Source organism: Asaia prunellae JCM 25354, from assembly GCF_000613885.1.
Classification (GTDB): domain Bacteria; phylum Pseudomonadota; class Alphaproteobacteria; order Acetobacterales; family Acetobacteraceae; genus Asaia; species Asaia prunellae.
Genome location: NZ_BAJV01000009.1, coordinates 1 through 21,284, shown reverse-complemented (window position 1 = coordinate 21,284; position 21,284 = coordinate 1). Strand labels below are relative to the sequence as shown.

Below are 21,284 nucleotides of genomic sequence, written 5' to 3'. Positions count from 1 at the left end.
AGTCAGACCCTGCGCGGGACATTCTAAGATACATTAGCCATGCGACTGAAACCGGGATGTTTCGCCGCGTTAAACAAGGTCATGCTAGAATGAATCGACCCCATAACGCCACAGATTTAAACTCGGACACCAGATTATGCATCGCATAGCGTTCTCCTCTTCGCCGCCCTTGCATGCTTCCTGATCTGCACCACAAACCATAATTTCCACCGATGCAGGATCGCCCTATGCGTCTTTTCGTTGCCCTCGACCTTGCCAGCGAACACAAACGCCTTCTTTCCTCCCTGCGTCGCTCCATAACAGGTGTGACCTGGTATCCACCCGAAAGCTATCACCTTACCTTGCGCTTTATAGGAGATGTGCAGGCGCTCCATCTCCTCGAAGAGATAGACCATGCTCTTGCTGCCATCAGGGGAGACAAGATCACGATACAGCTCGGCGAGGTGGGTCTTTTCACTCATGCTGCGCGGTCAAAGCTCTGGGCCGGCGTAGTACCGTCACATGCGCTTACGGCACTGCAAGCCAGGATCGAAGCCGCGGTCAGACGCATTGGTTTTCAGCCGGAGAAACGCCGCTTTCATCCTCACGTTTCGCTTGGCACTTTCCGGGGCGATCCAACACCAGACATGATCCGTTGGGTTCAGGGTCACAACCTGCTCAAAAGCAGCGATATACAAACAGAGCATTTCACTCTTTTCCGGTCTTACAGGACCAGTGACGTACCGCATTACGAATCTTGCGCGGATTATTCCTTTGCCACTCAAGCCTGTTCTGCGATCGCGTTCAGATGATGCCCTTGGCTGACACCTCGTTTTCCAAGAGTCATACCGAGACTCTCGAATCACTGGTCAGACGTGTCCGTCACTGCACGATCTGCGCTGCTTCTTTACCGCTTGGTCCGAAACCTCTCATCCACGTATCGACAGAGTCCCGTATACTGATCGCAAGCCAGGCCCCGGGCACTATCGCTCATGAGAGCGGGAAATCATTTTACGACCCTTCAGGCAGACGCCTGCGGAACTGGATGAACCTGTCGGAAGACGAGTTCTACGATACACGCAAGGTCGCCATTCTTCCAATGGGGCTCTGCTATCCAGGGCGCCTGCCCAATGGTGGCGACAAACCTCCACGACCTGAATGTGCTCCGGCATGGCGGAACGAAATCCTGTCCCACATGCATTCGCTCAGGCTAATCCTGTTGGTAGGCAGCTACAGTCAGAACTATACGCTAGGACGAGGCTCGGTAACAGATCGTGTACGCAATTTCAGGAGCTACCTGCCCCGGTTTTTCCCCCTGCCCCATCCATCCTGGCGTACAGGTGTGTGGGAAAAACGCGCGCCCTGGTTTCAGGGCGAGGTCATTCCGGCTCTGCGGGACAAAATTCGTGAAGCTCTCTCGTAACGCAATCGATCCTGTTCAGCCCATCTGTCTGACATGCTGTATCATTGACAAAACAAAGCCCTCGAGCCCTGCGAACAGAATCTGGATACCAATGCAAAGCAGAATGAGCGCTGCCAGACGACTGACGATGCGTGCGCCTGTTCGACCCAGCGAACTGACGATACGCTCTGCGTAGGAATAAAGCAGCACCACAGTAAGCGCGACGGCAAGCACTGCAAGAGAAAGCCCTACAATATAACTCGCCGGGGAAGCGCCAAGTGTTCGCCCACTACTCAGGGCGATCGCAACCGCAATACTTCCGGGCCCTACGGTAAAAGGCATAGCCAGTGGGAAAAAGGCACGGTCACCCAGATCACTGTCCTGCCCCCCGTTGTCATGATCATAGACCTGACGTTCCTTGCGCGCCTCGTTTTCCTCTGGCGCCAGAAGCAGGGTCCAGGCACGAGAAGCAACCACAAGGCCACCTGCAACACGCAGCGCATCGATACTGATCCGGAAAAAACTCAGTATCCAGCCGCCAAGCCAGACAGAAACCATCAATATGACAAAGGAATAAAACCCGACTACCCGGCAAGAGCCGTGACATCCCGCTTGGAACGACCCAGTGTCATCTGGGCAAAAATGAGCGAGGCACCGAGCGGATTGACGATGGAGAAAAGCGCTGAATAGGCCATGAGCCAGATCGCGGTTACATCGCTAAAACTGACAGGCTGAGCCAGAATATGAGGCAGGTGCATCATCCGGCCCGATCTATACGCGCCTTGACCGACAGAAACCCTTTGGCGTGAAGCAGACGCTTCAGGCGTTTATGTTCGCTTCCAAGCACTGCCTTGACTGCATGAAGATCCTGCGCAAGGCAGCACAACATACCCGTTTCTCCCGGCCCGTTCGGGCAAACGGTCATACCAATATCGTGATAAACACCAATCAGGGCCTGGCCCACCTTGATGAAAACCGGATGCCGGCCTTCCTCAAGCGCCAGATCGCGCAAACGCCAGATTGCGGCGATACAATCGTTTTCTGCACCTGCTGGATCACCCACACCGATAATGAACTGGCCGGTTCTGAAAAACGGAATTCCTGCCCGACCGTTATCATTCAGAATAAGACCACTCGGGCGACGGGGACCCAGTTCGTCAAGGGCATGAGCCAGACTTTTATAGAGTGTTTCGCTTTCCCTGTCCCATGGACGAACCAGCACATGACTGCGACGCAGCATCTGGATGACGGCGATAATGCCCAGGACAGCCGAAATCGCGAGTGCCCATCGCACCATGGAAGTATGAGCATCATAGATAAGAGAACGCCACCAGGCATGACCCAGATGCTGACGCAGCGCAAAGAGGCCAACGCTGGCGAGGCTAATGATCCAGAGCGTAACGGGTGTGATCAATGTCGGATTGAGAGGTTCGGAAAACAGCCTTGCCTTGCGATAATAGCAGGCACGAAATGGTGCGATCAGAAACATGACCAGCATCAGACCAAGGGCAATCCCCAGAGGTCCCTGCCTCAGAATGACAAGCGGAATTGCCAGACCAAGCAGGGTCAGGGCAGCCCGCCAGGCCGCAGTCACCCTTTGCGCCAGGCCCGCTGCGACCCCTACCAGCATGACCCCCGTGAGACAGATCAGGAATTCAGCGATCTGCAACAACAGATGGGCCAAAGGCGTTCCCACCAGGGGAGCAGGCACGGCTACGGCGTAGAACACGAGAAGAATACCGGTACCAGCGACAACTCCCGTCGCAACAGTCACCGAGAAATCGGCTTCGGATTCACGCACTACCTGGCTGGGTCGCCTCATGAGCGCAATTGCTGGTACGGCACCGCGGCGGCGAGCAAGTGCGGCATCGCCCCGCAGGAAAAGCTCATGCACCGCGAACATGATTCCTGCCAGCACCAGCGGAACAATGTAGTAGAACAACCGGAAAGTGAGAATTACACCCAGTATTTGCGGCGTTGGCATATAGGGATTGAGTGCAAGAAGCATCGCGCCGTCGAAAACGCCCAGCCCACCGGGCACACTTGCGACCAGCCCGGCTGTATAGGAGGCAATATAGATTGCCAGAAAAGCCGGGAAGCCGATCATCGCCTGGGGAGGAAGCAGCACATAGGCAATAAGGGCCGTCGCCGCCATATCAGCTGCGCTGACCACCACCTGAGCCAGTGCCACACGAAAGCTCGGCACTTCGAGCGTATAGCGCCAGATGCGCATCTGGCGATAGCGTATCGAAACAAGAAGATAGGCGACTACGGCAAGCCAGGCCGCGGCACCCCCCGCCTGCAACAGAAAATGAGGCAGATGGTCGATCAGCGGAATATGAGAGGGCTCGAAAATCAGCACCCCGCCGATAAGAGTCATCGCCCCCAGCAGATAGGTCGTCGAGCAGAACGCAATAATCTGGGCAATGCCACCGGGTGAAACTCCCCAGTTGCGATAAAGCCGGAAGCGTACCGCAGCACCGGAAATCGCAGAGCAACCGAGATTATGCGACAGAACATAAGAGCAGAAAGCCGCGAAAGCCGTCCGAAGGAAAGACTGCCTCGCTCCGATATGATAGCAGGCAAGCCAGTCATAGAAAGACAGAATGAAATAGGAAAGAACCGTACACCCGACACCTGCCGCCAAGGTTCGATCGGGATTGCCTGAAAGGCTTGCCGGATTTCAGACAGAGAAAGTGATTTCAGTTCTTTCTGAATGACATAAATAGCGGCAACCAGCAGGACAAGCCCGATCAGTGCCGGGAGACGATACGCTACACGTCGCCAGGCACCGGGCGTTGAAGCCTCGCCTTCGTCACAGCAGGGAGCAGTTTGTTCCTTAACGGTCATGAACCCTCATTCAAGGCTGACGATCGTCTTTTTGCTTTCACTGAACGGCTTCTTTGCCAGATGGATCTCGGGCTAGAGCCCCCTCGATCAGGGCTACGGTCTCGGGCAGGCCAAAAAGCGAGGCGAAGATACCGAAACGCGGCCCCTCCGTCTGTCCGAGCAGAACTTCGTAGAGACAACCGAACCAGGCCCGCAGCGGCTGGATCTGATGCTTCTTGCCGATTTCAAAGACGATATCCTGAACCTGCACCGGAGATAGGCTTGGTTCAGCCAGTTTCAAGGCATCAGCAAGATCCTGCAGCGCTACGCGCTCCAGATCTGTCGGCGCCCGGAAGACCTTGGCCGGACGGACAAATTCCTTGAAGTAGACAAGAGCATGACCAACAAGCCGATCCACATAGGGATGCGTCTCAGGGGATAGCGAAGAATCGTAGCGCTGCAGGAACTTCCAGAGAATATCGCTCGACTCAGCATTGGCTACAGAAGCGAGATTGAGCAGGGCGGTAAACGAGACAGGGCTGGAAAGGCCTGTATCGAGGGTACCGCCATGGATGAACCAGGCAGGATTTGCGTGCAGAACATTCTGGTCCTGCGTTTCTGTCGCCTTGTCCAGATTGGCAAGATATTCATCCATTGCACGCGGAATAACGTCGAAGAACAGGCGCTTGGCCCGCGTCGGCTGATTGAACATGTATTGGGCAAGGCTTTCTGGCGGCGCATAATGCAGCCATTCCTCAATCGAAAGCCCGTTACCCTTGGATTTGCTGATTTTCTGGGCATTCTGGTCAAGAAAAAGCTCGTAGGTAAGCCCGGCAGGTGGAGCCTTGCCAAGAATACGACAGATCTTGCTTGAAAGCTTGACGCTGTCGATCAGATCCTTGCCCGACATTTCGTAATCAACACCGAGCGCATACCAGCGCATGGCCCAGTCGGCCTTCCACTGCATCTTGGCGTGTCCCCCGAGAACCGAGGTTTCGAAAGTCTCGCCTGTCTCGGGATCTTTCCACTGTACCGTCGCAGCGTCAGGGTCGACCCTGAGAACAGGGACCTGCATTACCTGACCAGTACGCGGGTGGATGGGAAGAACCGGCGAATAGGTAGCCCGGCGTTCAGCTCCCAGTGTCGGGACAATCGTCGCTACGACTTCATCATGCACTTCAAGCATACGGCGCAGGGCCGCATCGAACACGCCGGATGTGTAATACTTTGTCGCAGAAGCAAATTCATACTCAAAACCGAAACGGTCGAGGAATTCGCACAGCATGGCGTTGTTATGGGCAGAAAAACTCTCGAACTTGCCGAATGGATCAGGAATCCGGCTCAGTGGCAGACCGAGATGCTGTGCCAGCATTTCCTGATTCGGGACATTGCCCGGCACCTTGCGGAGGGCATCCATGTCATCAGAAAAAGCCAGCAGACGGGTCTTGCGCCCTGTCAGCTGCTCATAGGCCTGCCGGACCCAGGTCGTCCGGACAACTTCACCAAATGTCCCGATATGGGGCAAGCCCGAAGGACCATACCCTGTCTCAAGAAGAGCCGGAGCGTCCCCCCCACGGGCCTCGACATGAGCCGCGATTTTTCGCGCCTCTTCGAACGGCCAGGCTTTGGGCAGCTCGGAAGCATCGGGAGGGATCGGGGCGTTGTTTTGATTGCTCTTGGACATGATTGTTCGAAAACTAGGAATAGTTCCGCTTCCGGTCAAGCAACATGGCGTTATACCCCCTGTGCTCTGGCATTCACGCCCTGCCTGCCGTCCATCAACACAAAGCCCGGAATCGTAAAAACCCTGCCGCGCCGTCATTTGCTGGCGGCTTGCTCATCTAGCGTCTAGACTGGATATGATGCCCACGCTCTCTCGCGCCTCGCCTTATGATGCCCCTGCCCTGATCACGACGCGTGCCCACGCCTCACTCCTGACGCCTGATGGTGAGCTCCTGTCGCTTGACGCGCAGGGCGCGGCCTCTCTTCTTGCAACCCTGCCCGCCCCCCTGTTGATCCACGGTCCGGCCACGATCCGGCGCCTCGACCTGACCCCTCCGGGACAGGTCGTGCCATGGTTTGATCTGCTCGAGCTTTTTCTGTTCCTCTTCCCGACGCGTACGGTTGTTCCCACACCTCGTGGCATGGGCATCGCCCTTGGCCTGAGACCTCCGGAACATTGCGAAGCGGATTTCCTGTTTCTGCTGCTCGACAAGCTAAAGAACGCGCTTGAGGGAATGGCCGTCACGAAAGAGGCCGAAACCTTGCGTTCGCTCTTGCCCTTGCTGTCCCGGGCAGGATGGAGCTGGGCCGGCTTTGCAGAGGACGCTCTGGCGGCACAACCCAGCCAGCACCGTCACCCCTACGAGGCCCTGCGGGTCTGGAGACGTCTGCCACGATGGGAGGAAATGGCGCAGCGCCCGCCGCCGGGCAGCCGTCCGGTAACTCCAGCCGAAGCCCGTGCACGCCTTACCCGCATTCTTGGTACCGGCGCTGAAACACGGTCCGGTCAGGCCGATTACGCTTCGGCGATCACTCAGGCACTTGCTCCCCGGGAGGCGCGGGAATTCCCGAGATCGTTCTCGCAGAAGCGGGCACCGGCACGGGCAAAACCCTGGGGTATATCGCCCCGGCCAGTGTATGGGCCGAACAGAATGATGGTCCTGTCTGGATCTCAACCTACACACGCCATCTGCAACGCCAGATCGAGCAGGAACTGCGTCGTCTCTACCCTGATGATGCTGAAAGACGCGAGACCGTCGTCCTGCGCAAGGGCCGCGAAAACTATCTTTGCCTGCTGAATATGGAAGACGCAGTCAACACGCTTGCGTCACGCCCATCCACCTCACCTGCAGCGTTGATCGGTCTTTCGATGCTCGCGCGCTGGGCTGAGGCAACTGAAGACGGCGATCTGATGGGAGGGGACCTGCCAGGCTGGTTCGGTGATATTTTCGGCAGTGGTGTCCTTTTCGGCATGGCCGATCGTCGCGGCGAATGCATCCATGGTGCCTGCCCTCATTACCAGACCTGTTTCGTCGAACATTCCATCAGACGCGCTCGGGGAGCAAGGCTCGTAATTGCCAATCACGCCCTGGTCCTTTCACAGGCGAGCTGGTCAAGCATTGCCCGTGATGATGTGCCGGATGAAGATCAGCTTCCCACCAGGTATTTTTTCGATGAAGGGCATCATTTGCCCGAAGCTGCCGACAGCGCTTTCTCGCTTGCGCTTTCCGGACTTGAGGCTGCAGAGCTGCGTCGCTGGCTGCTCGGCGCCGAAGGCGGTCGTTCACGTGCCCGAGGATTACGTCGTCGACTTGAAGATCTTGTGGCTGCATCACCTGCTCTCGACAGCCCGCTGGAAGCCATTCTTGGTGCGTCCCATGCCTTGCCCGCACCCGGATGGCTGGGTCGGCTGAACGGCGAGGATACCGCTCCCCAGCCAAGCGTTCCTGACCTTGTAACCAATCCATCAGAGCAGTTTTTTCAGGCGCTCAAGGCGCAGCTTGAGGCAAGACGCATCGGCACACGCGGGCAGGACTCTTCCGAATGTGGCCTGCACCCGGCAGGCGAGGCACTGCGTGAGGCAACCGCTCCGCTGGATACCGCATTACGGCGCCTGCTTGCTCCCCTCAAGACACTGGTCGAACGCCTAAAATCCTTACTCAGCGACCCAGACGACGCCCTGGAAGCTGCGCAGCGCTTGCGCATAGAGGCCATGATCCGTTCTCTGAGACGACGCGCCATCGCCCGCGTCGAAGGCTGGATCGCGATACTCGATACCGTGCTGGGAGAGGATAACCCATCCGACAGTTCGTTTATCGATCTGATACGCACGGAGTATGTCCCGGGCAGACAGGGCGAAACCGATATAGGGTTGCATCGTCACTGGCGTGACCCCACCATTCCCTTTGCTTCGGTCATGCAGGGCCCCGCCCATGGTATACTTATTACCTCCGCCACCTTGCGCGACCAGACACCGGCTTCAGGAGAAAACGGCCCCGACCCGCGTCTGGTCGAACAAAGCTGGCACGCTGCCGAAACACGACTTGGCACACAGCATTTCATCAAGCCCCCTGTCCGTGCCTCGTTGCTTAGCCCGTTCGACTATGCCCATCAGACACGCGCCCTGATCGTGACCGACGTACCGCCCAATGATCTTGATGCGCTGGCGGGCGCCTACCGGCTGTTGTTCGTGGCCTCGCAGGGAGGCGCGCTCGGTCTGTTTACAGCCATCTCACGGCTACGGGCTGTGCATCAGCGCATCGCCATACCTCTGGAAGAAGCCGGGTTGCCACTCTATGCCCAGCACGTCGATACTATGGATAATGCCACTCTTGTGGATATTTTTCGCACCGAGCTCCATTCCTGCCTCCTTGGCACCGATGCCATGCGTGATGGAGTAGATGTACCCGGCCAGGCTCTGCGTCTGGTAGTATTCGAACGTACACCCTGGCCAAGGCCGGATATCCTGCACCGTGAGCGTCGCAAGACCCTCTCTCCCGACGATCCACGCGATTACGATGACCGCCTGACCCGCATGAGGCTCCGTCAGGCTTTCGGTCGCCTGATCCGCAAGGGTGACGACCGTGGTGTGTTCGTTATCCTGGATCGTCGCATGCCATCCCGCCTTCTCTCGGCATTTCCCGATGGCGTTGCGGTCGAGCGCGTGAGTCTTGCCGACGCAGTGCGACAGATTGGCACATTCCTGCCCGCCGAACCTGCTGTTCCATTCCTCGACGCAGACGAATGACAGGAAGATCGTAATGACTGAAACCGCCCTGATCACAATGTTCGGTGATGCTCTCATCGCGCCTGATGACAGCTCTGACCGTGAAGCGGTCAGAGGTATTGTGCTGGATCGCAATACTCCCGGGCTGCTCGGTCTGTCCGGGAACCACCTTGTCTATGCTCCTCCCTCTTTCGGCATCGTTACCTTGCGGCCCGGCGTCTACCAGCTGCGCGACCAGGAGGGGGCCGTCTACTCACATGCGCCAGACGGTACGCGCGACCAGGACATGGAGCGCGAAAGCTGGAGTGAACTTTCCTGCCTCATTCTGCGACGATTCCCTGAAATCGCTCCCTCTTCCGATGATGCCGTCCCCATCCCGAGGCACCTGCACTTCATCTGCAACGATATCCCTGCCCTCGACCCGGCTTTCAGTGAGAATATTACCCGCACAGCCTCTCTCAATCCCGGATGGCGTGTGCATATCTGGGATGAAGCCACACGTTTCCAGTTCATTTCGGATCATTATGGCTGGGATGTGCTGAAGATCTATCTGATGATTGGCAATGAGTATGGCGCGGCGAAAGCTGATTTTTTTCGCTATCTGCTGATCTACAAACTCGGCGGCGTTTATCTCGACCTGAAATCGTCCATGTCGCAACCACTGGATGCCATCATCCATCCCAGAGACGAATATCTGATTTCACAATGGAACATGTCAGGTTCAGGGCGTCATGCAGGCTGGGGACTTGGCGCCTCGATCGCCTATGTCACGGGAGGTGAGTACCAGCAATGGTTCCTGATCGCGCGACCGGGACATCCTTATCTGCGTCGGGTGATTCTGCTGGTTATGACCAAAATCCTCACATACCGTCCGGACGTGCATGGCGTGGGGGCCGTGACCACATTCAATATCACTGGTCCCCACGCCTATACCAAGGCAATCCACGCAGTACGTGAAGACTTTACGCACCGCGTCTTCGATGCGGAGAGCGCTGGCTTGATCTATTCGACCATAGAAAATCATCGCGAACGCAGCAGCAGCACCTACCGACAGGCTCGTACGCCGCTGGTGACGGGAAACGACTCCTACCTGCTCTGAACTGCAGAAAAGGAGCCGCTCCCCCACGATAGGAGCGATTGTTCCCGATGCTTTCAGACACCGGGAAGGCATAATCAGAAGTTCACGCCAGCCTGTAGGAAGACATAGCGGCCCATATAGAGATCGCCATAGAGCCCTGCGGCACTGTTCGTTGAGGCATCGGCCACGAAAGGCGGTTGCTTATCGAACAGATTGTTCACACCGGCGGTGAAATTCCAGCGGTTGAGACGGTAGTTGACCGTCAGATCATGCGAGAAAATACCCGGCGTCTTGTAGCGGCCATAGCCGAGCGCCGTGCTGAGATCCTGCGATCCGTTGTTCCACACCATACCACCCGTGTATTTGAGCATGTAGGTGACGCCCCAGTTACCGTGCTGCCAGTTGAGCGTGGCATAGTCACGCACACGCGGCTGGCCCGTACCTGACTGATACATCAGACGACCGGCATAATTGTACCACTGCCCGCCTGGCTCGTTCTGCTGCAGATAGCTTATGAGCTGCTGGAAGTTGTTCCCCAGTGTTACCACATCCTTGCGCGTGACACGGATACGATAATCAAGGTCGAAATCGATGCCGCTCGTACGCAGACCACCAATATTGGCATAATAATCTGTTACGGAGTTCAGCTGATTCGTGCCGGAAACGCGCGTGATGTTGTTGCAGTAGCTCGAACTTGCCCCGGTATAGCATTGATCAAGAATATACTGCGAACTCAGATAAGAGATCATGTTCTTGATGGTATAGTGCCAGTATTCGACCGAGGCAGACAAACCAGGCACCCAGCGCGGAGTAATCACCGTGCCGATCGTATAGGTACGGCCGGTTTCAGGCTTGAGTGATGCGTTACCGCCATAGAGTGTCGGCACCTGACCGGAATTGGCCGCCACAAAGGTCGAGCTGTTGATTCCCTGTTTGGCACAGTTCGCAACAACATTGGCCGAGAGCGAGCCATAGGAGCCTGCCTGGGCACAGGGATCGGTTGCCGAGGCATAACCGAGGCTGCCACCGGAATAGAGCTCATAGACATTCGGCTGGCGATAGGAGCTGCCAATCGTGGCACGGAAGCGGATATCCTGGATCGGCGCCCAGTTGATCGAGGCTTTCCAGTTCTTGGTGCCCCCGAACGTGCTGTAGGACGAATAACGCCCCTGTGCGTCAATGGTCAGGTCCTTTGCAAGAAAGACGTCACGCAGCAGCGTGGCCTTGCCTTCAAGATATCCTTCCGTAACGTTGAACCCGCCGCCCGTATAGGAGGCTGAATTGGTCAGCGTATCACCGGAGGCTACAACGGCGTCGGGGTGATAAGCCAGCTGCTCACCGCGATGTTCCATACCAAGAGCGAAGCCCAGATCACCACCGCCCTTCCAGGGCATGGTCGCGACATGGTTGTTATGCATGCGCAGATTCAGGTCACGCAGCTGATAATAGTAATGGTCATGGCTGGTGTAGTTCGAATAGGCAGCCGCCGCGGATGAAAGAGGCTTGAACGGATCAGACAGCACGCAGCCGGCAGAGGCCTGACAGACCGAAGGATTATAGACCAGCGCAGAGCTGGAATCCGTCGGGTCAACCTGCTGCAGACCGTATTCCTGCAGGAGCTTGGCATAATTGCCTACACCCGACATCTGCGAGGTGACCTGGTTCCAGCCGTAGGTATAGGACAGATCATACATCCAGCCATGGGTGATCTCGCCCTTGGCACCGGCGATCGCCGTATAGGTATCGGTAGCGGTTTCTGTACGACGGTTGCCCCATTCGCTGTACCGTTTGTACATCAGCACGTCTTCACCAAACGTGTTGTAGGGTGCATTGGCAGGGATCACGAGGCTTGAAGGCAGCGTCGAGGGATAGATGCTGCCTGTCATCGGCTCGGAGGCCAGCATGGTACTGGATGTGCGATGGCTGTACTGGAAATTCGCGTAAGGCGTGAAATGCTTGTTCACGTCGTAATGCGCGTCGAAAGACAGTGTCGAGTTCTGCAAAGAGTTGGTCAGAGACTGCTGCGAGCCGTAATTATAGCGGTCAGCAGAGGTGGCGGTGTGATATCCCGAACCACTTGCATTCGGAATATAGGTACCGGAATCAGTAAAATATTTGCCTGTCGTCGGAATGGATGAGCCGAACAACAGGTCAGAAGAGTCGACCGGATCATTCGTTTGCACATTGCGTGACCAGGCACGGTTACGCTGCATGATGCCGCTCGACGTCATGTAGGAGCCGAACAGCGTGACGTTGCCCTTGCCATGGTCGAAATTCCAGCCCTTGTAGCCGGAAATCTGACCGGTCTGGCCGTCGCCCACATCGGAGATACCACCCTTGACGGTGATATTTGCATCGTTGAGGTCGTGGCGCATCTTGATGTTGATGACGCCCGCCACGGCATCGGCGCCGTAAAGCTCCGAACCACCATCCTTCAGGATTTCGATGCTCGCAACCTGAAAGACGTTGATTGTATTCAGATCGACGCAGCTGTTGTTGCCATTGAGCGTCGTGCGCTTGCCATCGATCAGCACCAGCGTGCGGTTCTGGCCGAGGTTACGCAGATCGACGCAGGACGAACCGCCCGTGCCGTTGGTCTGAGAGTTATAGGTGCCCGAAGAACCGACCGAAGGCAGACGTTGCAGATAGTCACCCACCGTGCTCGCGCCGGTCTGCATGATCTGCTTGGCCGTAATGATCTGAACCGGGTTAGCATTGGCGTTATTTGACGTGCTGAGCGCCGAGCCCGTCACCACGATATTTTCGCTGCCGCCGCGCCTTGCTCCATCGGCCACAGGCGCAAAGGCGTTGCGCTGGGCCGAAACGCTACGCGTGGTCGCTGGCATGGCGACCGGTGCCGCAGGGGAAACCGTCGCTGTGCTGCGAGCCGCCACAGGCACTGTGCCGCGTTTCGCTTTCTTGACTGCCTTGTGCGCGTGGGGAGCCTGTGTCGTGGCAGTCTGGGCGAATGCACCCTGACCGAGAGCCAGGCCGGCACCCAAAGCAGATGCCAGCAGCAGCTTTCGTTTCATTCCGATTGTCTTCATGTGTCCTTACCGTTCATCAGACGTTCTGATGTCAGAAAGATTTCACAATCGAAAATACGTCTAGGTCTTTATTGTTAGTTCGAAACGGGAGACAGGTCTGGTTGCGGAAAAGTCACATCGTTACTTACATATGACAGATTACGACTTGAAAGAAGACGATACGTGTCCAATAGATACATTTTGATATTCTTAGATCCAGTAAGGAAACAAATCTTACATTCGGCCATACAGGCTGATCGTTAAATTTACGGTAGCGCCTCTGCCCTCTCGAATCGCGTTGATATTACACGTAATTTGTCACGCCGCGCCCTGCTCCAACCCGATGATGACGTCCTACGGGTCAGAACTTGACGTTTGTTTCCGAGGGAGAAGCGCCAGTGAAATATTCAGTAAATATAGCGCATCCCATGTGTCGAAAAATATCAATCGCCTCAGAGCGACTGACCTCCGGACACTTCGATACGCTGCGCGTTCACCCAGCGATTATCCTCTGACAGCAGAGAGGCGATCATCGGACCGATATCATCGGGCAGGCCGACGCGACCGAGAGCGGTATTCTGGGCGATATGTCGGGCAATCTCGGGGTTGTCACGTACCATTCCACCGGAGAAATCGGTCTGAATGGCACCCGGCGCGACAGTGTTGACCGTAATTCCCCTCGGTCCGAGTTCCTTGGCCATATAGCGCGTCATGGTCTCCACAGCCGCTTTCATCGACCCGTAGACGATCCGCCCCGGATAGATGATCCGTGTCAGCCCTGAGGAAATGTTCACGATGCGCCCGCCATCGCGCAGAAGGGGCAGAAGTGCCTGGGTGAGAAAGAACGGCCCTTTCAGATGCTCTGCATAGATACGATCAAACTCTGCCTCGCTCGTGTCAGCCAACGTGCCTGTGTGAGACGATCCGGCCATGTTCACCAGATAATCGACCTGCGTTGAGCCCCATCCGGCAAGCGTCTCACCGAGTGTCTGCGCAAAAGCTGGAAAAGAGGAGGTGTCGGCGACATCGAGTTCGAGCGCCTGACCCGGCAGGCCTGCAGCTTGCAGAATAGCGAGAACCTCCTCAGCCGCCTTGCGATTGCTTTTGTAGGTGAAAATCGCCCCAACGCCCCGCTGGGCAAGCGCCTCGACACTCGCCCGACCGAGGCCACGACTGCCACCCGTGATCACTGCAATTTTGCTTGTACTGATCATATCCAACTCCTGTTTTTCAGATGGGCACAGATCATCACGCGGGACCACTTGCGATAAGACGCTGTTTCCTGCCAAGATTGTTCAGCTGAACGGAATAATACTGATGGACAGACTGGCTTCGCTCACCCTTTTCATGCGCGTGGTCGAGCGCGGCAGCTTCACTGCGGCCGCTCATGATTGCGGGGTGTCACGCCCTGCAGCGACCGCCGCCATTCAGGCGCTGGAGCAACGCCTCGGCACGAGATTGCTGCACCGTTCGACGCGCCATGTTCAGCCAACGGAAGAAGGACGTCTCTACTACCAACGCTGCCAGAACATTGTCACTGCGCTGGAAGAGGCGGACAGCATGATTAGCGGCGCGCTATCTGGCACGATACGCGTCGATACGGTCGGCCATCTGGCGCGAACAATCCTTCTGCCCGCCCTCCCCGATTTTCTGTCACGCCACCCGGGACTGAACGTGCATCTGGGCGAAGGCGAAAGGCTGGTCGATCTGCTGCGCGAAGGCGTGGATTGCGTCATACGGGGCGGCCCGCTGCCGGACAGCGACATGATCGCAAGACCGCTTGGCTTACTGCATGAAGCTACGGTGGCAAGCCCTGACTATCTGCAAAAACACGGCACGCCTCGTACGCCCGACGATCTGGAAGGCCATCAGATGATCGGCTTCGTCTCTTCCCGAACGAAAGAGATCCTGCCGCTCGAATTCTCGACCAGAGAGGGGCTTGTCGAACGCCTCATTCCGGCACGACTGCTCGTTTCGGGGGCCGAAACCTCTGCGGAAGCAGCACGACTTGGCCTCGGTCTGGCTCAGGCGCCACGCTATCGCTTCGAAGCCGATCTCGCCGCAGGCACATTGATCGAGGTTCTGGCCGAATATCCCCCAGCCCCTACGCCACTCACACTGCTTTATCCCAGCAATAGGCAACTTGCCCCACGCGTGCGGGTGTTCATGACGTGGGCACAGGAGTTGTTCTCGGGCTTCTTCAGGCAACAAGTCCATCCCTTCATGAACGGTTCAAAGCGCTGAAGCGGCCTTTCTGAGCAGCGCTTCGAAACGCTGCACCGGGAGTGAGACCGGAGCATCGATCATCGCAATCGCAAGCGCTGCTTTGGGCGCCGATCCGATGATCCGGTGATAACTGACGCCATCGGCATGTATCTGGCTCAGGCATTTCGGCACGATGGAAACGCCCAGACCTGCTGCGACGAGCGACACCGTTGCAATAATCTGGGGGGCTGACTGGCCGATATGGGGTACAAAGCCCGCCTGACCGCAGGCCATTATGATCGCGTCGTAGAATCCCGGCCCGAGTTCGCGCTCGAAAAGGATCATGGGTTCGTCACGCAAGGCCTCAAGACGAACACCCTGCCTTGAGGCGCTGACATGCCCTTTAGGCAGCGCGATAACCGTAGCTTCTTCGAGGAGGGGCCGCACGACAAGGTTCTGAACCGGTGCAGGCGGACGCACGATCGCGATGTCGATCCGGCGATCGTGCAGGGCATCGCATAGAGCGGGCGTGTTGCTTTCTTCGAGCGTGATGATGATGTCGGGCCAGCGCTCCCGGAAAGCACGGATGACGCCTGGCACCAGAGGCAGCAGAGAGACAGCACCGGCGAGACCGATACGCAGCCTGCCCTGTTCACCGCGAGAGAGACCGCGAGCCAGAGACGTCATTTCGCGTTCGAGCCCAATCAGGACGCGTGCCCGCTCGACGAGGGCGGCACCGGCTTCGGTCGGCACCGCACCGGAGCGCGACCGCACGAACAGCAAGAGACCAAGCTCACGCTCCATCGCCTTGATCTGCTGACTCAGCGGAGGCTGCTCCATATGCAGCAATTCGGCGGCCCGGGTGAAACTGCCCGCCTCTGCAATCGTCACGAGATAACGCCAGCGTCGAAGGTCGATGATCCATATCTCCAACATATGCAAGAAGGCTCAAACATATATTGGACGAGTGGAAGGTCCAAGGACAAACTACGACATAATCGACACGCAGTTGAAGGATCCTAGGTCTCCATGAGCACGACTATCGGTGGCTATCTCGCAAAACGGCTGACGCAGATCGGCGTCTCTCATCATTTCGCTGTGGCGGGTGATTATAACCTCGTTCTTCTCGACCAGCTTCTCGCTCAGGACGGACTCGAACAGATCTATTGCTGTAACGAGCTGAATTGCGGCTTTGCCGCAGAGGGCTATGCACGGGCCAGAGGGATAGCCTGTGCCGTCGTGACCTTCAGTGTCGGGGCACTTTCCGCCATCAATGCACTCGGCGGCGCCCATGCCGAGAACCTGCCGGTGATCCTCGTTTCCGGTGCGCCGAACACGAACGACCATGGCACCGGGCGCATCCTGCATCACACGCTTGGCACGTCCGATTACGGCTACCAGTATGAGATGGTGCGTCATGTCACTGTCGCCGCCGAGCGCGTCTTTTCGGCGGAAGACGCCCCGGCGAAAATCGATCGCGTGATCGAGCGCGCGCTGGCCCTGAGCAAACCGGTCTATCTCGAAATCCCCTGTAATGTGGCTGATCTGGAATGCCCCGAGCCCGGGCCAGTCGAAGCGCTGCTCTCTCGCAGACCCTCGGCGGGCAAGACGCTTGATCGGGCGATTGCAACAACGCTCGACTTCCTGAGCGAGCGCGAACAGGTCGTCATTCTGATCGGAAGCAAGCTTCGGGCCGCACACGGGCTCGATGCTGCGGTGAAACTTGCTGATCGCATGGGCTGCGCTGTCACGATAATGGCGGCAGCGAAGGGGTTTTTCCCGGAAGATCACCCTGCATATCGCGGCGTCTATTGGGGCAATGTCAGCTCTCCCGGCACTGAGGCACTGATCGACAACGCCGACGCCATTCTCTGCCTCGGCCCGGTTTTCAACGATTATTCGACAGTTGGCTGGCAGGCATTGCCCGAAGGCTACAGGATGGTGAGGGTCGACCCGGAAGAAGTGGTCGTCGCGGGCCAGAGTTTCGGTGGTGTCAGCCTGCTCGATTTCGTCACGGCTCTGGGCGAGCAGGCGCCACGCCGCACAGGAAGCGCCGAGACATCCTCCTGGCCCTGTCGGAAATTGCGCCTCTCCCTGCCAACTCCCGCCTGACGAATGACGAGATGATGCGCCAGATCGGTGCCCTGATGACCGCCGACACAACCCTGACGGCAGAAACCGGCGATAGCTGGTTCAATGCAGTACGCCTCACCCTGCCTGCCCAGGCCCGTGTTGAACTCGAAATGCAATGGGGCCACATCGGCTGGTCTGTGCCCTCGGCGTTCGGCAACGCCACCGGCTCACCCGAGAGGCAGCATATCGTGATGGTTGGCGATGGCTCGTTTCAGCTGACGGCACAGGAGGTGGCGCAGATGATCCGCTACGAACTGCCCGTCATCATTTTCCTGATCAATAACCGGGGCTATGTCATCGAGATCAAGATCCATGACGGGCCTTACAACTATATCAAGAACTGGGACTATGCCGGGCTGATTGATGTGTTCAATGCAGGCGAAGGCCATGGCCTCGGGCTGAAAGCCGGGACGGCTGACGAACTTGCTGAAGCCATCACGAAGGCCCGGCATAACAGACGTGGCCCGACCCTGATCGAATGCAGCCTGGACCGTGAGGACTGCACTGATGATCTGGTCAATTGGGGGCGTGAAGTGGGCAAGACAAATGCGCGGCCGCCGGTCACGAACTGAGTTTTGGAGGGGCATCCGGAGACGGACCATGATAGCAGCCCAACACAAGATCTGAATACATGGCGAGGGATTTGATGCAGCATCGGAGATGAAACGCCTGATTTCCGGCGCTGCGATTTTTCGCCCGGTGCTAGGAAAGTATCATGCTGTTCTCTCCCCCCTCCCACGATACGCTCTACAAGGCCCTGATCGCACGTGACCCGGCGCATGACGGCAAGATTTTCGTCTGTGTCGGCACGACAGGCATCTTCTGTCGCCTCACCTGCCCGGCCCGCAAGCCGCTTTCTGAAAACTGCGTTTTCAGGTCAAGCGTCCGGGAATGTCTTGAGGCAGGGTTTCGTCCCTGCAAGCGCTGCTATCCGCTGCACAATGCTGCAGAATCGGACCCGATCGTCAGCAAGCTGCTCGGCTTGCTTGACGCCGAGCCGGGACGGCGTTGGCGCGAGAGCGACATCGCTGCTCTTGGCTTCGACCTCTCCACGGTACGACGGAGCTTCAGGCGTCATTTCGATATGACTTTTCTCGATATGGCACGGCAATACCGACTGCGAGAGGGCTTTCTGACCCTCTCCGGCGGCGAGCGGGTGATCGAGGCCCAGCTCGATTCAGGCTTCACCTCCCCCAGCGCGTTCAGGGAAGCCTTTGCGCGACTTCTCGGCTGTGCCCCCGGCACGCTGAAGCCAGGCGGCATGCTGCAGGCAAGCTGGATTCCAACCCCACTGGGAGACATGATTGCCGTAGCAAGCACGACCTATCTGCACCTGCTCGAATTCGTCGATCGGAAGGCCCTCCCTGCCGAGCTGGGGGCATTGCAAAAGGCGCTCAAGGCGCCTCTGGGCCTCGGCTCGACCGCCCCCGTCGCGCAGGCCCGGGACGAACTCGCGGCCTTTTCCTCAGGAAAATCCACTGTTTTCCGGACCCCGCTTGCCGCGCAAGGAACAGACTTCACCCGCAATATGCATCGCGCCTTATGCAGCATCCCGGCAGGGGAGACGCGCAGCTATGCCGACATTGCCGTGCAGATCGGTCAGCCTGGCGCTGTACGCGCTGTCGCAAGGGCCAACGGCGCCAACAGGATCGCCCTGTTGATCCCGTGCCATCGAGTGATCGGTGCCGATGGCAGCCTGACAGGCTATGGCGGCGGGCTATGGCGCAAACAGCGCCTGATCGAAACTGAAAGACAGTTTTCGAATGCGTCCTAATTGGACAAGTCGACGCTGGATACTTGCGCTTGGCTCGCCTCTATATCGTGTATGTGATCCGAAGTTACGCCGATATACTTGCCCATTCTTTGACACTCCGAGCCAGTTTCCATCATAGTGACAGATACGGCAGCGTATCGTCCTGCTGAACAGGCAAATGGATCGTGCTCACGATGTGGAATAATAACGTTACAGGATTTCCAAAGCCCCCGTCGACTATTTCGCCCAGACTACTCAAATATGGCGGGCTCGTTCTCGGTGCCGTTCTGGTGGTTGCCATACTCAATCCGTTCTATCAGATCACGTCGGGATATTGCGGCATTCTGACGAATTTCGGCTCAGTCCAGCCCGCGGCCCTGGAACCGGGTCTGCATATCGCGCTACCCGTCTATCAGAAGATCGTTCTGGTCTCGACTCAGCCCCAGACGATCACGTCACATGAGCAGGCAGCGACCCATGATCTTCAGGATGTACGCACCTCCGTCTCTGTGACATTCCATATCGCGCCTGCCGATGCACCCGGTTTCTACCGCGACTTTCGTACCCTCGATACGCTGGCCCATCGCATTATCGAACCCACGGTCTCGAACGACGTGAAGGCGATCACAGCCAATTACAATGCCGAAGAACTGATTACAAAACGTGATCTGGTAGACGGTCAGATCAAGGATCTGATTATCCGCTCGCTTCAGCCCTATCATCTGACCATTCATTCTGTGAACACGGCAAACTTCGCTTTCTCGACCGCTTATGCGCAGGCGATCGAGTCCAAGCAGGTTGCGCAACAACAGGCACTTCAGGCTCAGTACACCCTGCAACAGACACAGATCTCGGCGCAGGCTCAGGTCGTTCAGGCCAAGGCCCAGGCCGATGCCGCCATCGCGACCGCACAGGGACAGGCGCAGGCACTGCTCGTCACATCCCAGGCTCAGGCAAAAGCCAACGCGCTGGTTTCCCAGTCTCTGACTCCGTCCCTCCTGCAACAAAAGGCGCTCGATCGCTGGTCAGGCACAATGCCCGTCTATCTCAGCGCCGGAGCCCCCCTACCCTTTATCGGCACGATGGGCGCCGTCGAGAAGTGAAATACGAACGAATCTTGCGCTCAATAATAGCTATCAAATTATAATAATAATAACCAGAAAACAGGATACGACCGGGCATTCATCTTGGCTCGTGGCAACGCGTCGCCGGTATTTGCGCTGGTCGTATTTCGACAGCTTGAGGCTGGATTTATAGCCCAGAACCCAAGATCTGCTTCGTGTCGCTTTCAGTCCGCTCCTGAACCACTCAACGTCATAACCGCCTTCACCCAAAAACTGCAGGCCGGGCTCACTTCATGGATCGCGCATTACAACGGGAAGCGGCCGCATTCGACATTGGCTGAACGAACGCCCGACGAAGCGTATTATGACGCGCCGACGCCACTGGGTTCGGGGTTAACCCCGAACCCAGTGGCCAACAGCACCGCCGTCAAGGCGGCGGCATGACAACAACCGTCTATAGCTTATCAGGGTCCCAAAACTATCCGAACGAATGGGACAACCTCTATAGGCAACAATCAATTGGCCTGTCACTTTCATCTGAACGGGAACCTTGGGCCCGCCCAACCTGGGGTAATCGCCTATTTCTCAATGCATGCGTAGGTTCCGCACACAAGCTGTCCTTGGCGGGGCACATAAGTGCTATGTCAAGTAGAATGCGATCTATGTCCGGTTCCGGCGTTAGGCTGAACAGGGCGCGTGGATGCCCTGCTGCAAACTCTAGTAAATCTGAGGCAGACGGGTAACTGGCAGCATATGCTCGACAGAACCGTGATTCATACTCATTTAAAGGCCGCAGAGGCAAAAACAGGGTTTATCCGGAGGCTTTGGGTTACTCGTGCGGCATCTTTACGAGCAAGGCCCCACGTATGATGCGACAGCTAGGGATATCCTCCCGGCTTTGTCCTGACCGGAGGCCAAGTCTCAGATTACAAACTCACAGACGCCCGGATGACATTGTTGGTTCCAAATCAAGGCAATGCTGACTGATCGGACTATGACTGCTACTATTTCCGTCAAATAGTTCTGACCCGCTGAAGCCTGCCGGTTACTCCATCACAAAAAGACCGTAACGCTCCTCGGCAAACA

The 21,284-nt window shown here is 57.2% G+C and carries 12 protein-coding genes and 3 pseudogenes; 9 read left to right on the top strand and 6 right to left on the bottom strand.

Features of this window, described 5'->3' with window-relative positions:
* Nucleotides 1–227: 227 nt before the first annotated feature.
* Complete coding sequence (gene thpR / locus JCM25354_RS08705) at nt 228–791, top strand: RNA 2',3'-cyclic phosphodiesterase (protein WP_025885727.1); 564 nt, start codon at nt 228–230, stop codon at nt 789–791.
* Complete coding sequence (locus tag JCM25354_RS08700; protein WP_035447203.1) at nt 791–1,402, top strand: uracil-DNA glycosylase family protein; 612 nt, start codon at nt 791–793, stop codon at nt 1,400–1,402. Before thpR ends, JCM25354_RS08700 begins: the two co-directional genes overlap by 1 nt.
* Nucleotides 1,403–1,417: 15 nt before the next feature.
* On the opposite strand, the pseudogene JCM25354_RS17775 reads toward JCM25354_RS08700, so the two are convergent.
* From JCM25354_RS17775 to JCM25354_RS08685, 3 genes and pseudogenes are all read right to left on the bottom strand, one after another.
* A pseudogene (locus tag JCM25354_RS17775) lies at nt 1,418–2,142 on the bottom strand (MarC family protein).
* The gene (locus JCM25354_RS17770; RefSeq protein WP_243443986.1) at nt 2,139–4,028 is read right to left on the bottom strand and encodes a lysylphosphatidylglycerol synthase domain-containing protein; all 1,890 of its coding nucleotides are present in this window, start codon (nt 4,026–4,028) and stop codon (nt 2,139–2,141) included. Before JCM25354_RS17770 ends, JCM25354_RS17775 begins: the two are co-directional and overlap by 4 nt.
* A 240-nt stretch (nt 4,029–4,268) precedes the next feature.
* Nucleotides 4,269–5,894 (bottom strand): lysine--tRNA ligase, encoded by a 1,626-nt coding sequence (locus tag JCM25354_RS08685; RefSeq protein WP_025885725.1) that lies wholly within the window; start codon nt 5,892–5,894, stop codon nt 4,269–4,271.
* Nucleotides 5,895–6,069: 175 nt separating this feature from the next.
* On the opposite strand from JCM25354_RS08685, the pseudogene JCM25354_RS17765 reads away from it, so the two are divergent.
* Nucleotides 6,070–8,960, top strand: a pseudogene (locus JCM25354_RS17765) (ATP-dependent DNA helicase).
* 13 nt (nt 8,961–8,973) lie between these two features.
* A complete protein-coding gene (locus JCM25354_RS17760; RefSeq protein ID WP_025885724.1) occupies nt 8,974–10,038 on the top strand; it encodes a glycosyltransferase family 32 protein in 1,065 nt (354 codons plus the stop codon).
* A gap of 74 nt (nt 10,039–10,112) precedes the next feature.
* On the opposite strand, the gene JCM25354_RS08670 is transcribed toward JCM25354_RS17760, so the two are convergent.
* Both JCM25354_RS08670 and JCM25354_RS08665 read right to left on the bottom strand, forming a co-directional pair.
* Nucleotides 10,113–13,049 carry a TonB-dependent receptor domain-containing protein gene (locus JCM25354_RS08670; protein ID WP_035447198.1) on the bottom strand — a complete coding sequence of 979 codons (2,937 nt, stop codon included), beginning with the start codon at nt 13,047–13,049 and terminating at the stop codon, nt 10,113–10,115.
* Nucleotides 13,050–13,495: 446 nt separating this feature from the next.
* Nucleotides 13,496–14,257, bottom strand: a complete 762-nt coding sequence (locus JCM25354_RS08665; protein WP_025885722.1) for an SDR family NAD(P)-dependent oxidoreductase — start codon at nt 14,255–14,257, stop codon at nt 13,496–13,498.
* A 103-nt stretch (nt 14,258–14,360) separates the two neighbouring features.
* On the opposite strand from JCM25354_RS08665, the gene JCM25354_RS08660 reads away from it, so the two are divergent.
* Entirely contained in the window at nt 14,361–15,287 is a 927-nt protein-coding gene (locus tag JCM25354_RS08660) for a LysR family transcriptional regulator (RefSeq protein ID WP_025885721.1), read from the top strand.
* Here JCM25354_RS08660 and JCM25354_RS08655 read toward each other — a convergent pair.
* Complete coding sequence (locus JCM25354_RS08655) at nt 15,276–16,166, bottom strand: LysR family transcriptional regulator (RefSeq protein WP_025885720.1); 891 nt, start codon at nt 16,164–16,166, stop codon at nt 15,276–15,278. The two genes, JCM25354_RS08660 and JCM25354_RS08655, sit on opposite strands and share 12 nt — an antisense overlap.
* 111 nt (nt 16,167–16,277) lie before the next feature.
* On the opposite strand from JCM25354_RS08655, the pseudogene JCM25354_RS23745 reads away from it, so the two are divergent.
* The 4 genes and pseudogenes from JCM25354_RS23745 to JCM25354_RS23740 all read left to right on the top strand — a co-directional run bounded on the left by JCM25354_RS23745 (nt 16,278) and on the right by JCM25354_RS23740 (nt 20,642).
* Nucleotides 16,278–17,953 (top strand): annotated as a pseudogene (locus JCM25354_RS23745) (alpha-keto acid decarboxylase family protein).
* Between the two features lie 143 nt (nt 17,954–18,096).
* Nucleotides 18,097–19,155, top strand: coding sequence for a bifunctional transcriptional activator/DNA repair enzyme AdaA (locus JCM25354_RS08645; protein WP_025885719.1), 1,059 nt, complete (start codon nt 18,097–18,099; stop codon nt 19,153–19,155).
* Between the two features lie 173 nt (nt 19,156–19,328).
* Entirely contained in the window at nt 19,329–20,237 is a 909-nt protein-coding gene (locus JCM25354_RS08640) for a prohibitin family protein (RefSeq protein ID WP_025885718.1), read from the top strand.
* Between the two features lie 84 nt (nt 20,238–20,321).
* Nucleotides 20,322–20,642 carry an integrase core domain-containing protein gene (locus tag JCM25354_RS23740; RefSeq protein ID WP_159103471.1) on the top strand — a complete coding sequence of 107 codons (321 nt, stop codon included), beginning with the start codon at nt 20,322–20,324 and terminating at the stop codon, nt 20,640–20,642.
* Nucleotides 20,643–21,284 lie beyond the last annotated feature (642 nt).